Below are 14,761 nucleotides of genomic sequence, written 5' to 3'. Positions count from 1 at the left end.
GCTCGGTAGCCCGGCGGCGGCCGGTGCCCACCATTGTAGATTGGCCGCGGATGCCGCCGCGAAGCGCTGTGCGCAGAGCGGACCCGCACCCCCGTGGCGTCCGTCAGTCGATGTCGCTGTCCGCGCTCCGGCGACCGCTGACATGGGCGGGACGCACGACCTTCAGCACGTCGACGACGACGACCGTGATGTTGTCGCGTCCGCCGTTGCCGAGCGCCGCCTCCACGAGCTGCCTGGCGGCCGCGTCGGGCTTGGGGTTCGCGACGAGGAAGTGCCGGATCCCGTACGACGTGAGCTCCTTGGTGAGGCCGTCGGAGCAGATGAGCAGGCGCATGCCGGATTCGACCGCGATCGCCCGGTAATCGGGGATCGGCGCCTCGTGGAATCCGACCGCGCGCGTGATCACGTTGGAGTGCGGGTGGGTGTCGGCCTCCTCGCGCGTGATCTGCCCTGCGTCGACGAGCTCCTGCACGATCGAGTGGTCGACGGTGAGCTGCTCGAGCACCCCGCCGACGAGCCGGTACACCCTGGAATCGCCGATGTTGAACACGATCCACGCGGGTTCGTCGGAGATCGCGCCGAGCGCGGCGCCGGTGACGGTGGTGCCGCTCCCCTCGTCGGTGACGCCGGCGCCCCGACCCATGTCCTGGACGGCGAGCCGGAGGGCCGCGTCGATCTCGGGCGTTCCCATCATCGGCTTGCCGCCGTGCTCGGCGAGGCGGGTGACGACGGCGGCGCTCGCGAAGTCGCCGGCGGCATGGCCGCCCATGCCGTCGGCGACGGCGAAGATCGGCGCCTGCGCGACGAAGCTGTCCTCATTGACCTCGCGGCGCAGGCCGGTGTCGGTCAGCGCAGCCCACGCGATCGTGATCTCGGAGCCGTCCGGCAGCGTGACGCGATGCCGGGCGATGCCGTTGCCGATCTGGGTCACGGGGCTGCCTGCTGTCTTTCGGGGGTCTCGAGTGGGGGGTTCGAGGGGTGCTGCGGGGCGGGGAGGATCTCGATGATCGTATCGTCTCCGAGGTCGAGACTGGTGCCCGGGGCCACCACGATCGACTCGCCCGCGCGCATGCGCCGCGAGCCCGACGCACTGCGCACGATGGTGCCGTTCGTGGACCTCAGGTCGGTCGCGACGAGACGGGTCCCCTCCACGCGCAGCTCGAGGTGGGTGCCCGACACGACCGCGCGCGGCGAGGCGACCGCGACGAGCTCGGGGACGCCACCGGCCGGGTCCGGGATGCGCGGTGCGAGCGGGCGCCGCCCGATGAGCACCGGGCCCGTGACCGGATGCGGCGCACCGTCGCCGATGCGGAACGAGGGGACGTCGGGTCGCGCGGTCGCCTGGGATCCGGTCGGCGCGGGGACGGTCGTGGAGCCGCCCCGGGCGGCGGGCGGGTGCGGCGGCGCTTCGACGTCGGCGGATGCCGCGAGCCCGCGCAGCGCGGCCCCGATCACGTGCGGCGTGCGTCCGGCGAGCTCCCGGTCGGGCGCGGGCGTCGACGGCCGGCCCCGGCGGGGACCCGGTCGGCCGGCCTCTCGCCGCTCGGACGCCCGTCGCGGCGCGCGGACCAGGTCGACTGCGGCATCGTCGCCGGGAACGGGCGGAGGCGCGATGACGACCGGTGCCGTCGCGGCGCTCGGCGGTGGGGGTCCGCCCATGCGGCCGCGCGGCACGAGGATCGTGTCGGCATCGGCGACGGAGGCATCCGGCCGTCTCGGTTGCGGCGCGACCGCGGACCACTCGAGCGCCGACACGCGCAGGCTCGCACGAGCGTGCACCAGGTGGTCGACGGCCTCGCCGAGGCGATCGAGCGGGGTACCCGCGCCCGTCACTCGCAGCGAGATCACGGCGCCGAACTCGGCGAGGTGCCACGGTCGGATGCCGCGTGCGTCGAACCGCCGGGTGCCGCCGGGCGACGTCAGGTCGACCACGGCGTCGCCGCGCACCACCGCCGTGACCTCGGACGTGTCGGGGCCCGGCCACCACACGATCGCGAAGGAATCGACGGCATCGGCGCCGCCGAGCGGGACCCGTCCCACGAGGGACTCGACGCTCACCCCCTCGTCGCCGGCGGCTGCCGCGAGCGCCGATGTGCAGGCGTCGGGCGCGGGCGCCGCGATCGCGGCGATGAAGCGGTCGCCGATCACCACGTCCCAGGCGGGCGCGCCGGGCGCCGCGGCGCTCATGACGGATCCCGCGACCATGCCGACCAGTCTGGCACCGCCGGCCGCACTCGTCAGCCGAGGTGGCTCATCACGTGCTTGATGCGCGTGTAGTCCTCGAATCCGTAGTTCGAGAGGTCCTTGCCGTAGCCCGAGTGCTTGAATCCGCCGTGCGGCATGTCCGAGACGAACGGGATGTGCGTGTTGATCCAGACGCAGCCGAAGTCGAGGTGCTTGGCGAACCGCATCGCACGTCCGTGGTCGCTCGTCCACACGGATGCCGCGAGCGCGTACTCGACGCCGTTGGCCATCGACAGCGCCTCGGCGTCGTCGCGGAACGACTGCACGGTGAGCACCGGGCCGAAGATCTCACGCTGCACGGCTTCGTCGTCCTGGTGCAGCCCGGTGACCACGGTGGCCTCCCAGAAGTACCCGCGGTCGCCCTGACGGCGCCCGCCGACGGCGATCTCGGCGTGGCTCGGCAGGCGATCGATGAATCCCGACACGTGGGCGAGCTGGCTCCGGTTGTTGAGCGGTCCGTAGAGGACGCCCTCCTCTCGAGGGCCACCGGTGCGGGCGCTCGCCCTCGTCTCCACGACGAGGGCGTTCACGAACTCGTCGTGCACCGACTCGTGCACGATCACCCGAGTGGCGGCGGTGCAGTCCTGGCCCGCATTGAAGTAGGCGGCGACGACGACGCCCGCGGCCGCCCGCTGCAGGTCGGTGTCGGGGAACACGATCGCGGGCGCCTTGCCGCCGAGCTCCAGGTGCACGCGCTTGAGGTCGGATGCCGCCGCCTTCGCGACCTCCATGCCCGCTCGCACGGAGCCGGTGATCGCGACCATCTGCGGTGCAGGGTGCTCGAGCAGTGCCGCGCCCGTGGCCCGGTCGCCGGTCACGACGTTGAGCACGCCGGCGGGCAGGAACTCGGCAGCGACCTCCGCGAGCTTGAGCGTCGAGAGCGGCGTCGTGTCCGAGGGCTTCAGGACGACGGTGTTGCCCGCGGCGATCGCCGGCGCGACCTTCCACACGGCCATGTTCAGCGGGTAGTTCCACGGCGTCACCTGGCCGATGACGCCGATCGGCTCGCGGCGCACGAACGAGGTGTGGCCGGCCAGGTACTCGGCGGCGGAGCGGCCCTCGAGATTGCGGGCGGCTCCCGCGAAGAACCGCAGCTGGTCGACCGACTGCAGGATCTCGTCGGCCACGAGCGTGGCTCTGGGCTTCCCGGTGTCCTGCGACTCGAGGTCGGCGAACTCCTCCGCGCGCGCCTCCATCGCGTCGGCGATGCGGAAGAGGGCCAGCTGGCGCTCGGCCGGGGTCGACTCGCCCCAGGTCTCGAAGGCGTCGGATGCCGCACGGTACGCGGCATCGATGTCCGCAGCCGTCGAGACGGGCGAAGTGCCGTAGACCTCCTCGGTTGCCGGGTCGACGAGGTCGAGTACCGCCTCGGCGCGGGCCTCGACGTACTCGCCGCCGATGAAGTTCCGGAGGGTGCCGGTCAGTGTTCCACTGCGCATGGGTGTCGATCCTCAGACTCGTCCGCACGACGCTCTCGCGCCACGGCGCCAGGGGCGGCGCCGAACGCCCATGGTAGTGGCGCTCGGTCGCGGAGTGCGAGCAATTGATTTGGAATCAGTTGTGTTTCGGGTGTGAATCGACGGAATCGCTTGCTCGCGGCATCCGCCACTGACACAATCGACGCATGACGAACGCTGCTCGCTCCGCCTCGCCACGGCCGGTGCACCTCGACGACGTCTCGAAGGCGATCATCGAGCAGCTCCAGGCCGACGGCCGGCGTTCCTATGCCGACATCGGCAAGGCCGTCGGCCTCTCGGAGGCGGCGGTACGCCAGCGGGTGCAGCGGCTCACCGAGTCGGGGGTCATGCAGATCGTCGCGGTCACCGATCCGATGCAGCTCGGCTTCACCCGCCAGGCGATGATCGGCATCCGCGCCGGCGGCGACACGCGGGAGCTCGCGGAGCGACTCGCCGAGATCCCGGAGCTCGACTACGTCGTGCTCACGGCGGGGAGCTTCGACCTGCTGGCCGAGGTCGTGTGCGAGAACGACGAGGAGCTCATCACGCTCCTGAACTCCCGCATCCGCAACCTCCCGGGGGTGCAGAGCACTGAGACGTTCGTCTACCTGAAGCTGCAGAAGCAGTTCTACAACTGGGGCACCCGCTGAGCGGGCGCTCCCCCTAGGAGGACAGAGATGACCACCCTCGACACGCCGACGAGCCTCGGAGCCACCGGCTACGACAGCGCCGACCTGCAGCAGAAGGCGAAGGATCACCTCTGGATGCACTTCGCCCGCCAGTCCACGATGGAGACGTCGGGCGTGCCGATCATCACCCGCGGCGAGGGTCACCACATCTTCGACGTCGAGGGGCGGAAGTACTTCGACGGCCTCTCGGGCCTGTTCGTGGTCAATGCCGGCCACGGGCGCGCCCGCCTCGCCGAGGTCGCCGCCAAGCAGGCCGAGCAGCTCGCGTTCTTCCCGATCTGGTCGTATGCGCATCCGTCGGCCATCGAGCTCGCCGACCGGCTGGCCGGATACGCGCCCGGCGACCTCAACCGCGTGTTCTTCTCCACCGGTGGCGGCGAGGCGGTCGAGACGGCGTTCAAACTCGCGAAGTACTACTGGAAGCTCAAGGGCCAGCCGACCAAGCACAAGGTGATCTCACGCGCGGTGGCCTATCACGGCACGCCCCAGGGCGCCCTCGCGATCACCGGCATCCCTGCGATGAAGGCGATGTTCGAGCCGCTCACGCCGGGTGGATTCCGCGTGCCGAACACGAATTTCTATCGCGCGGCGGAGGTCGGGGCACCCGCCGACGACCTCGAGGCGTTCGGCATCTGGGCCGCGAACCGCATCGAGGAGATGATCCTCTTCGAGGGCCCCGAGACGGTCGCCGCCGTGTTCCTCGAGCCGGTGCAGAACTCGGGCGGATGCTTCCCGCCTCCTCCCGGCTACTTCCAGCGCGTGCGTGAGATCTGCGACCAGTATGACGTGCTGCTCGTCTCCGACGAGGTGATCTGCGCGTTCGGCCGCATCGGGCACATGTTCGCCTGCGACGCCTACGGCTACGTGCCCGACATGATCACGTGCGCCAAGGCGATGACCTCGGGCTACTCCCCGATCGGCGCCACGATCGTGTCGGAGAAGCTCTACGAGCCGTTCGCCACGGGCAACACGTCGTTCTACCACGGGTACACCTTCGGCGGGCACCCGGTGTCGGCCGCGGTCGCGCTCGAGAACCTCGACATCTTCGAGGAGGAGGGGCTGAACGAGCGCGTCCGCGTGAACTCCCCCCTCTTCCGCGCCGAGCTCGAGAAGCTCCTCGACCTGCCGATCGTGGGCGACGTGCGCGGCGACGGGTACTTCTTCGGCATCGAGCTCGTGAAGGACAAGGCCACCAAGGAGACGTTCGACGACGACGAGTCCGAGCGCCTGCTGCGCGGGTTCCTCTCGAAGGCGCTGTTCGACGCCGGCCTCTACTGCCGGGCCGATGACCGCGGCGACCCCGTGATCCAGCTCGCGCCGCCGCTCACCGTCGGCGTGCCGGAGTTCCGGGAGATCGAGCAGATCCTGCGGAGCGTGCTCACCGAAGCCTCCAACCGCATCTGATGGCGGGGCTGCACCAGGCGACCGACGGAACGCCGGCCGCCTATCGCGGCGCGAGCTTCTGGCTCGACGACCTCGCGTCGTCGGGGCACGACGACCTCATCCCACGCGCCCCACTGGTCGCGGATGCGCGGTTCGACGTCTGCATCGTCGGCGGCGGGCTGACCGCGCTCTGGACGGCGTACTCGCTCGCGAAGGCCGACCCCGGGCTCCGGATCGCCGTGCTCGAGCGCGAGATCGCCGGGTTCGGGGCGTCGGGACGGAACGGCGGCTGGTGCTCGGCCCTGTTCCCGCGGTCGCCGGGCTCCCTCGAGCGCGAGCACGGCCACGACGAGGCCGTCGAGATGCGGCGGGCCATGGTCGACACGGTCGAGGAGGTCGGCCGCATCACCAGTCTCGAGGGCATCGATTGCGACTACGCACGGGGCGGCACCGTGGTGTTCGCGCGCAACGACGTGCAGCGCGGCTTCGCGAAGGCGGACGTCACCGAGATGCGACGGTTCGGCGTGGACGCCCCCGAGTACTGGGACGAACGTACGACCGGCTCGCGATTCGGCGCCACCTCGCTCGACGGCGGCGCACCCGCCGCGATGTTCGATCCCGCGTGCGCACGCGTGCACCCCGCCAAGCTCGTCCGCGGGCTCGCGAACGTCGTGGAGTCGCTCGGCGTCTCGCTGTTCGAGCGCACCGAGGTGCTCGACTGGGCTGCGGGCACCGTGCGGTTCCGCGGCGTCGACTCGCGGGTCGAGGGCACCGTCGCGGCGCGGCACGTGATCATCGCGCTCGAGGGGTACGGCTCCCAGCTGCCCCGCGTCCGCCGTCGCGTCCTTCCGCTGTACTCGCTCATGATCGCCACCGAGCCGCTCGACGACGACGTGTGGGACGAGATCGGCATCGAGCACGGACAGACGTTCAGCGACTACCGGCACCTGCTGGTCTACGGACAGCGCACGGCGGACGACCGCTTCGCGTTCGGCGGTCGCGGGGCACGCTACCACTGGGGCAGCGCGGTGGATCCGGCGTTCGAACGCGTCGACGGGGTGTTCGACCGCCTCCACCATGCGCTCCACGACCTCTTCCCGGCGATCGGCGACGCACGCCTCACGCATCGCTGGGGCGGACCGCTCGGTGTGGCCCGCGACTGGCACGCGACCGCGAGCTACAACCCCAGGACGGGCGTGGGCTTCGCTGGCGGATACGTGGGCGACGGCCTCTCGACGACGAACCTCGCGGGTCGCACCCTGGCCGATCTCGTGCTCGGCCGCGAGACCGAGCTCACCGCACTCGCCTGGGCGAACCACCGATCGCCGTTGTGGGAGCCCGAGCCGCTGCGTTTCGCGGGCGCGAACCTCGGCATCCTCGGCATGCAGGTCGCCGACCTCGAGGAGCGCGTCACGAGGCGACCGTCGCTGACGGCGCGGCTGCTCGCTCCGCTCACCGGTCACTGACGTCACGCTCCGACCGGTCGTCGCGACCGGCGTCGGGCTGCTCCGCAAACGCCCATTCGGGCAGGGCGCCGCTCCCGATGAACGCCGAGAGGAGCGCCGCCATCGAGTGGCCGGGGGCGACCGCGACGGCCTGGTCGACGAGTGCCCCCGCTGCCGAGCCCCGGCCGAGCGCCCACGCCAGCCACGCGGCGATGCAGAGCGGGGCGGCACGCAGCTCCACCGGTGCATGCGCGGCGGCCCATCGCGCGAGGTCGAGCCCGCGTTCCACGCGTCCATGCTCTGGACGAAGGCTCGACTGGCCGAGCAGGAGGCGCCCGAGCAGTTCGGACACGGCGTCTTCCTGGCCCTCGACGAGCTCCCGCCGCACGAGGTCGTCGACCGTCTCGCCGCGGCGCGCGGCCCTCGACGCCGTCTCCACCGCATCGTCGTGTGCGGCCTCTCCCACCACCTGGCCGAATGCCAGTTGGAGCATCATCGCGTCGCGGATGGCGGGCCGATCCGCGAGATGGAGGAACCACGCCACCCGCACCGGAGGCTGCCGGTCGGCGCCGGGCCGGAGCAGCGCCTCCACGAGCGTCACCGGATCGGCATCAGCGCCGAGCCGGTCGAGCTGGACTGCACTGCGCGAGAGGTCGGCGAAGGCCGCGAGCTCGGCTGCGATCACGGCCGCGGCGGCCTCATCGCGTTCGGGCAGCCGGCCCGCGGCCGCGGCGGCCGCCAGGGGCCGACCGTGGTCTGGCACGCGGCCGGCAGCCGGACTCTCGTCGATCATGCACAGCGGATGCCCCGTCGTCGGCGTGGCCGGGTCGAGGAGCGATCCCCAGGCATCGGCAGCCCGGCACAGTGCGTCGCGCACGGCGAAGCCGGCCTGCTCCGCGCGCCGGACGAGCAGCGACAGCACCCCGCGCTCCGGGAGCCCGCGGGAGCCCGCGAACGTCGCGTCGGTGTAGGCGATCGGCACCACGGCGTCGACGCCCGGCATCCGGCAGAGCGTGCCGACGATCGCGGTGACGAGCGCCGCCCGGTCCCTGGCGCGACGGGGAAGGTCGTGACGCAGTACGCCGGCCGAACGGGTGCCGCGGAACGCGACGCAGACGATCGAGCGCTCGGGCACGAAGCCCGCGAGCACCGGCACGATCGCCAGCAGGTCGTGCGCACCGGCGGCGCGGATGATGGTGGTCATGCCCACAGCGTGCCGCGGCGGCATCCGTCATCGAGGTCGAGGTGCTCGCACGGTGACGGATGCCGCCGCCGGACTCGTGTCGAGGACGAGTCAGCGCATCGAGAACAGCTCCGAGATCTCGGCGGCCTCCGCCGCACTCGGCCGCCAGGCGCTCCCGGCAGCCGCGTTCTGGCGGATCTGCTCCGGCCGGGTGGTGCCGGCGATCACGCTCGCGAGGGCCGGCTGCGCGAGGAGCCATCCGAACGTCGCCTCGAGCATCGTGATGCCGCGGGCCTCGGCGAAGGCACGGTATCGGTCGAGGATATCCCAGGGCGCGTCGTCGACGAGGTGCCGCCGCTGGCGCATGATGCGGGTGTCGGCCGGCTGCTCGTCGCGGCGGAACTTGCCGGTGAGCAGGCCGTTCTGCAGGGGGAAGTACGGCAGGAACCCGAGACCGAAGTGCCGCACGGCGGGCAGCACCTCGGCCTCGGCGCCTCGCGAGAGCAGGTTGTACTCGTTCTGCGCCGAGATGAACCGGGTCGCGCCGAGCTCGCGGGCGACGAGTTCCGCCTCGGCGATCTGCCAGCCGCTGAGGTTGGAGTGGCCGATGTAGCGCACCTTCCCCTCGCGTACCAGGTCGTCGAGTGCCGCGATGGTCTCGTCGATGGGCGTGGCGGGGTCGGGCGTGTGCAGCTGGTACAGGTCGATCCAGTCGGTCTGCAGGCGCCGCAGCGAGCCCTCGACCGCGAGCCGCATGTAGCGCCGGGATCCCTGCGCACCCCAGGCGGGCAGCGGCGAGGGCATACCGGCGTGCCCGAACTTGGTCGCGATGACGACCTCGTCGCGCCGGCCGCGGAGTGCCTCGCCGAGCAGGGCCTCGCTGAGGCCGTACTCGCGTCCGTAGGTGTCGGCGGTGTCGATGAGGTTGACGCCGGCATCGAGGGCGGCGACGACGACCTCGTTCGTGCCCTGCTGGGTCTCGGTCGCCGTGCCGGGACGTCCGAAGTTGTTGCCGCCGAGGCCCACCGCCGAGACGCGAAGGCCCGATCGGCCGAGCGAACGGTACTCGAGATCGGTCATCCGCCAAGCCTATGGGGCTGCGCGCCGGGTCGCGATCACCACGACGACGGTCACTCGTCCTCGACACCCGCGGTCTTGCGGCATCCGCGCGCGATGTCCGAATCCCGCGAGTCGATGTCGGATGCCGCGGCTACGCTCGAAGCATGACCAACGTGTTCATCACCCGCCTCGACAGCCCGATCGGCCGCATCGAGCTCGTCGGCGACGACGCGGCCGTGACCGGCCTCTCCATCGAGTGCGAGGGCGCACTCCCCCACGACGGGGAGCCCGAGCGCTCGAACGACGTGCTCGACGACGCACGCACCCAGCTCCGGGAGTACTTCGCCGGAGCCCGCACCCGGTTCGACGTTCCCGTGCGGCTCACGGGCACCCCGTTCCAGCAAGCCGTGTGGGCCGAGCTCGAACGACTCGGATGGGGTGAGGCGACCTCGTACGGCGCGCTCGCCGCCGCCGTGGGCAAGCCCGGATCCGCCCGCGCCATCGGCGGCGCCGTCGGCGCGAACCCCATCCCGATCATCGTCGGGTGCCACCGCGTGCTCGCCTCCGACGGGCGCATCACCGGCTACTCGGGCGGCGACGGCATCCCCACCAAGCTCTGGCTCCTCGGGCACGAGCAGATCGGCTTCGCCGCGTGAGCGTCGTGCCGCCAGCAGAGCTCGTCACCGGCGACGACGGCGTCACGCGCTGCGCGTGGGGTTCGACCGACCCCGAGTACCGCCGCTACCACGACGAGGAGTGGGGCACCCCGCAGTACGACCCCGTGCGCCTCTTCGAGAAGGTGTGCCTCGAGGGCTTCCAGGCGGGGCTGTCGTGGATCACCATCCTTCGACGACGTCCGGCCTTCCGCGACGTGTTCCACGGGTTCGACGTCCAACGCGTCGCCGCCATGACCGAGGCCGACGTGGAGCGACTGCTCGGCGACGCCCGCATCATCCGGCACCGCGGCAAGATCGAGGCCGCCATCCAGAATGCCAGGGCGACGCTCGCGCTCGACGTTCCCCTCGACGAGCTCCTCTGGAGCTTCGCGCCTCCGGCTCGCGCGTCCTCACCCGCGTCCTACGCCGAGGTGCCGGCGACGACGCCGGAGTCCACGGCGATGAGCAAGGACCTCCGCAAGCGCGGGTTCCGCTTCGTCGGCCCCACCACGATGTACGCACTCATGCAGGCCGCCGGCATGGTCGACGATCACCTCGCCGGATGCTTCCGCGCCACGTCGACCGCCGACCGGCTCGCCACGCCCGTTCGAGGGTTCGTCTGATACGTTTGCCGACCCTCAGGCGACGAGCTCGAGCTCGCGAAGGCCGCCGCGCTCCTGGGCGGCGCGGAGGTCGAGGCGGAAGCCCGCGTCCTCGGCCCAGGCGATGAGCTCGGCGAGCGAGGTCACTTCGGGCCGAGCCTCGAGGTATGAGCGCGTGAACCGGCCCTTCGCCTGCTTGTTGAAGTGGTTCAGCGCGCGCCGACGGCCGTCGCGATCGACCGAGACGACCCGCACGAACACGCTGTCGTCGCGGGCCGGAGCTGGCCCCAGGTCCGCATACCCCTCGGACCTGAGATCGAGGATCACGCCCCGCTCGGCGGCGAGGCGCGCCGAGAGCGGCTCGCGCCAGAACCGGCGGAGTGGCAGGTCGGGCACGCGCGAGTCGTGCGACAGCCGGTACGCGGGGATCGGATCGAGCGCGCCCACCAGCCCGAACAACGCCGAGTGCACGACGACGGTATCGCCGGCGAACGAACGGGCTTCGGCGTCGAGGCTCGAGGCGTCCAGCGCGTCGAAGAGCACGCCCGTGTAGCGGTCGATCGCCGGCATCGTCGGGCTCTCGAGCAGCAGTCGGTTCCGCTCCACTTCGGCCGCCTGCCGTGGCCCGAGCTTGAGCGCCCGCATGGCGAGGTCGCGATCGTCGGCGAGGGTCACCACCCGCTCCAGGAGGGCGGCGCGCGCGGCGGTGAGCTCGGGGTACGAGAGCGCGGCGAGATCAAGGGGGCCGTGGTGCCCGCCTTCGCGCTTGGTCTCCGACGGCGGCAGCAGGAGCAGGAGCATCTACGAGCCGATGAACGCGAGCACCGAGTCGACGTTCGACCCGAGCGACTCGACGCTGTCGATCGTGACGCGCGGCAACGCCGACGATGGGCCCGTCCACGGTGCGTACCCCTCGAGGCTCTGCTCGACGGCACGCCACGTGATCTCCTCGAGGTGCGGCAGGCCGCGCTTGTGCTTCTCGAGCCGCGCGCGGTGCACGTCCTCGTCGGAGCACACGACCTCGATCACGCGGAGTCGCACGTCGGCACGGGCCGCGAGGTCGCGCCACTGCAGGCGCGCGGCCTCGGCGGCGTTCACGGCGTCGACGATGACCGTGCGTCCCGACTCGAGCTCCTTCTCGGCGATCTCCTCGGCCACGAGGTACGCCGCCAGGCCCGTCGGCTGGTCGTTGTCGATCCCGGCACGCAGGATCGCCGACTCGATCGGGTCGACCGACACGACCGTGGCGCCGAGACGGGCACCCACGATCTCGGCGATCGTCGACTTGCCCGCTCCCGGCAACCCGGCCATGACGATGAGCTGGGTGACGCTCAGGTCACCGAATTGACGTTCGATCGGTTGCTCCCCCTGCATCCGGCACCCCTCAGGCGAGTTCCGCTCGGGAGGCGACCACCTGCACGGCGTCCGAATGCACCGAGAGGAACCCCTCCTCCGCCCTCGCGGTGATCTTCTCGCCACCGGGCAGCGTCACGCGCACCTCACCACCCGCGAGGATCGCGAGCATGGGCTCGTGACCCGGCAGGATGCCGATCTCGCCTTCCACCGTGCGGGCGACCACCATGGCCGCCTCGCCCGACCATACTTCCTGGTCGGCCGAGACGACGCTCACGTTGAGGGCGGCCATGCTCAGCCGTTCTCCTTCTGGATCTGCGCCCACTTCTCCTCGACGTCGGAGATCGAGCCGACGTTGAAGAAGGCCTGCTCGGCGACGTGGTCGTAGTCACCGCGGGCGATCGCATCGAACGACTCGATCGTGTCCTTGAGCGGCACCGTCGAACCCTCGACACCGGTGAACTTCTTCGCCATGTAGGTGTTCTGCGAGAGGAACTGCTGGATACGGCGCGCACGCGACACCGTGATCTTGTCCTCCTCGGACAGCTCGTCGACGCCGAGGATGGCGATGATCTCCTGCAGCTCCTTGTTCTTCTGGAGGATCTGCTTGACCGTGGTCGCGACGCGGTAGTGGTCCGCGCCCAGGTAGCGGGGGTCGAGGATGCGTGACGTCGACGTCAGCGGATCGACGGCGGGGTACAGACCCTTGGACGCGATCTCGCGCGAGAGCTCGGTGGTGGCGTCGAGGTGCGCGAACGTCGTGGCCGGCGCCGGGTCGGTGTAGTCGTCGGCCGGCACGTAGATCGCCTGCAGCGAGGTGATCGAGTGGCCGCGCGTCGAGGTGATGCGCTCCTGCAGGATGCCCATCTCGTCGGCGAGGTTCGGCTGGTAGCCGACGGCCGACGGCATCCGGCCGAGCAGCGTCGAGACCTCGGAGCCCGCCTGTGTGAAGCGGAAGATGTTGTCGATGAAGAGGAGCACGTCCTGCTTCTGCACGTCGCGGAAGTACTCCGCCATCGTGAGCGCCGAGAGCGCGACGCGCAGACGCGTGCCCGGCGGCTCGTCCATCTGGCCGAAGACGAGTGCGGTCTTGTCGAAGACGCCCGCCTCCTCCATCTCGTGGATGAGGTCGTTGCCCTCTCGCGTGCGCTCGCCGACACCGGCGAACACCGACACGCCACCGTGGTCCTGCGCGACGCGCTGGATCATCTCCTGGATGAGGACGGTCTTGCCGACGCCCGCACCGCCGAAGAGGCCGATCTTGCCGCCCAGCACGTAGGGCGTGAGGAGGTCGATGACCTTGATGCCGGTCTCGAACAGCTGCGTCTTCGACTCGAGCTGGTCGAAGGCCGGGGGCTTGCGGTGGATCGGCCAACGCTCGGTGATCTCGATCTGCTCGCCCGGCTCCGCGTTCAGCACCTCGCCGATGACGTTGAAGACCTTGCCCTTGGTGACGTCGCCGACGGGCACCGAGATCGCCTCGCCGGTGTCGCGGACCTCCTGGCCGCGCACGAGTCCGTCGGTGGGCTTCAGCGCGATGGCACGCACGAGGTCGTCGCCGAGGTGCTGGGCGACCTCGAGCGTGATGGTCACGGTGTCGCCGCCGAGCGTGATGTCGGTCTTGAGAGCGTTGTAGATCTCGGGGATCGAGTCGTGCGGGAACTCGATGTCGACGACGGGGCCCGTGACGCGGGCGATACGGCCGACGGCGCCGGCGGTCTCGGCGACCGGCGCGGTTGCGGTGTCAGTCATTCTGCTCTCTCTTTTCTGGATTACTTCTTGGCGACGAGCGCATCGGCGCCGCCCACGATCTCGGAGATCTGCTGCGTGATCTCGGCCTGGCGCGCGTTGTTCGCGAGCCGCGTGTAGTCGGTGATGAGCTTGTCGGCGTTGTCGCTCGCCGACTTCATCGCCTTTTGGGTGGCCGCGTGCTTCGCCGCGGCCGACTGCAGCAGCGCGTTGAAGATCCGGCTCTCGATGTACACCGGCAGCAGCGCGTCGAGCACGGTCTCGACGTCGGGCTCGAACTCGTACAACGGCTGCACCGTGGCATCGGGCTCCTCCACGCCCTCGACGACCTCGAGGGGAAGCAGGCGCACGACCTCTGGCGTCTGCGTCATCATGCTCACGAACCGGTTGTAGACGACGTGGATCTCGTCGACGCCGCCATCGGCGGCGTCGCGCAGGAACGCCTCGAGGACGGCGTCGGCGACCTCCTTGGCCAGCTCGAACTCGGGATTCTCGGAGCTGCCTGTCCACTGGCGCTCCGACGCGCGGCGGCGGAACGCGAAGTAGCCGACAGCCTTGCGCCCGACGAGGAAGTACACGACCTCCTTGCCCTGCGAGCGGAGCAGCTCGCTGAGCTCCTCTGCCTCGCGCAGGACCTGCGAGTTGAACGCGCCGGCGAGCCCGCGGTCCGACGTGAGGATCACCACGGCTGCGCGCTCGATCGTCTCGGGCTCGGTCGTGAGCACGTGATTGACGTTCGAGTACGTCGCGACGGCCGAGACGGCGCGCGTGATGGCGCGCGAGTACGGCGTCGAAGCCGTCACGCGCGCCTGCGCCTTCTGGATGCGCGAAGCGGCGATGAGCTCCATCGCCTTCGTGATCTTCTTCGTCGTCTGGGCAGACTTGATCTTCTGCCGGTAGACCCGAAGTTGCGCTCCCATTTCTCTCCTGTATCCCTAGAG

The 14,761-nt window shown here is 70.8% G+C and carries 15 protein-coding genes; 5 read left to right on the top strand and 10 right to left on the bottom strand.

Annotated elements, in window-relative coordinates:
* Positions 1–103: 103 nt before the first annotated feature.
* From ASG80_RS10985 to ASG80_RS10975, 3 genes are read right to left on the bottom strand one after another with little or no spacing between them, the layout of a single operon-like run.
* On the bottom strand, positions 104–931 hold the full coding sequence (locus ASG80_RS10985; protein ID WP_056730483.1) for a PP2C family serine/threonine-protein phosphatase: 828 nt from the start codon (positions 929–931) through the stop codon (positions 104–106).
* A complete protein-coding gene (locus ASG80_RS10980) occupies positions 928–2,205 on the bottom strand; it encodes an FHA domain-containing protein (protein ID WP_056730481.1) in 1,278 nt (425 codons plus the stop codon). Before ASG80_RS10980 ends, ASG80_RS10985 begins: the two co-directional genes overlap by 4 nt.
* A 32-nt stretch (positions 2,206–2,237) precedes the next feature.
* Positions 2,238–3,683 (bottom strand): gamma-aminobutyraldehyde dehydrogenase, encoded by a 1,446-nt coding sequence (locus ASG80_RS10975; RefSeq protein ID WP_056730479.1) that lies wholly within the window; start codon positions 3,681–3,683, stop codon positions 2,238–2,240.
* 185 nt (positions 3,684–3,868) lie between these two features.
* Between ASG80_RS10975 and ASG80_RS10970 the strand changes: the two genes are divergently transcribed.
* The 3 genes from ASG80_RS10970 to ASG80_RS10960 are packed head-to-tail and all read left to right on the top strand — an operon-like array spanning position 3,869 to position 7,239.
* The gene (locus tag ASG80_RS10970) at positions 3,869–4,351 is read left to right on the top strand and encodes an Lrp/AsnC family transcriptional regulator (protein WP_056730477.1); all 483 of its coding nucleotides are present in this window, start codon (positions 3,869–3,871) and stop codon (positions 4,349–4,351) included.
* Positions 4,352–4,378: 27 nt separating this feature from the next.
* Positions 4,379–5,794 carry an aspartate aminotransferase family protein gene (locus ASG80_RS10965; protein ID WP_056730475.1) on the top strand — a complete coding sequence of 472 codons (1,416 nt, stop codon included), beginning with the start codon at positions 4,379–4,381 and terminating at the stop codon, positions 5,792–5,794.
* Complete coding sequence (locus ASG80_RS10960; RefSeq protein ID WP_056730473.1) at positions 5,794–7,239, top strand: FAD-binding oxidoreductase; 1,446 nt, start codon at positions 5,794–5,796, stop codon at positions 7,237–7,239. The genes ASG80_RS10965 and ASG80_RS10960 overlap by 1 nt, the downstream gene beginning before the upstream one ends.
* Here the strand turns inward: ASG80_RS10960 and ASG80_RS10955 are convergent.
* Positions 7,226–8,422, bottom strand: coding sequence for a DUF4192 family protein (locus ASG80_RS10955; protein WP_056730470.1), 1,197 nt, complete (start codon positions 8,420–8,422; stop codon positions 7,226–7,228). The genes ASG80_RS10960 and ASG80_RS10955 overlap by 14 nt on opposite strands.
* A 90-nt stretch (positions 8,423–8,512) precedes the next feature.
* The gene (locus ASG80_RS10950) at positions 8,513–9,481 is read right to left on the bottom strand and encodes an aldo/keto reductase (protein ID WP_056730468.1); all 969 of its coding nucleotides are present in this window, start codon (positions 9,479–9,481) and stop codon (positions 8,513–8,515) included.
* Between the two features lie 143 nt (positions 9,482–9,624).
* On the opposite strand from ASG80_RS10950, the gene ASG80_RS10945 reads away from it, so the two are divergent.
* Together ASG80_RS10945 and ASG80_RS10940 are read left to right on the top strand one after the other, a co-directional pair.
* Positions 9,625–10,116, top strand: a complete 492-nt coding sequence (locus tag ASG80_RS10945) for a methylated-DNA--[protein]-cysteine S-methyltransferase (protein WP_056730466.1) — start codon at positions 9,625–9,627, stop codon at positions 10,114–10,116.
* Positions 10,117–10,121: 5 nt separating this feature from the next.
* Positions 10,122–10,739: a DNA-3-methyladenine glycosylase I gene (locus tag ASG80_RS10940; protein WP_056730945.1), complete on the top strand. Its 618-nt coding sequence runs from the start codon at positions 10,122–10,124 to the stop codon at positions 10,737–10,739.
* Positions 10,740–10,754: 15 nt separating this feature from the next.
* Here ASG80_RS10940 and ASG80_RS10935 read toward each other — a convergent pair whose 3' ends face one another.
* The 5 genes from ASG80_RS10935 to ASG80_RS10915 are packed head-to-tail and all read right to left on the bottom strand — an operon-like array spanning position 10,755 to position 14,740.
* Complete coding sequence (locus ASG80_RS10935; RefSeq protein ID WP_056730463.1) at positions 10,755–11,519, bottom strand: YaaA family protein; 765 nt, start codon at positions 11,517–11,519, stop codon at positions 10,755–10,757.
* Positions 11,520–12,092 (bottom strand): ATP-binding protein, encoded by a 573-nt coding sequence (locus tag ASG80_RS10930; protein WP_056730461.1) that lies wholly within the window; start codon positions 12,090–12,092, stop codon positions 11,520–11,522.
* Between the two features lie 10 nt (positions 12,093–12,102).
* A complete protein-coding gene (locus ASG80_RS10925; protein WP_056730459.1) occupies positions 12,103–12,363 on the bottom strand; it encodes a F0F1 ATP synthase subunit epsilon in 261 nt (86 codons plus the stop codon).
* Between the two features lie 2 nt (positions 12,364–12,365).
* Entirely contained in the window at positions 12,366–13,823 is a 1,458-nt protein-coding gene (atpD, locus tag ASG80_RS10920; protein ID WP_056730458.1) for a F0F1 ATP synthase subunit beta, read from the bottom strand.
* Positions 13,824–13,843: 20 nt separating this feature from the next.
* Positions 13,844–14,740: a F0F1 ATP synthase subunit gamma gene (locus ASG80_RS10915; protein ID WP_056730456.1), complete on the bottom strand. Its 897-nt coding sequence runs from the start codon at positions 14,738–14,740 to the stop codon at positions 13,844–13,846.
* Between the last annotated feature and the right edge of the window lie 21 nt (positions 14,741–14,761).

Source organism: Agromyces sp. Soil535 (assembly GCF_001428255.1).
Lineage (GTDB): Bacteria > Actinomycetota > Actinomycetes > Actinomycetales > Microbacteriaceae > Agromyces.
Note: the sequence above shows the minus strand (reverse complement) of the source record. Positions and strands in the feature narration are given on the sequence as shown.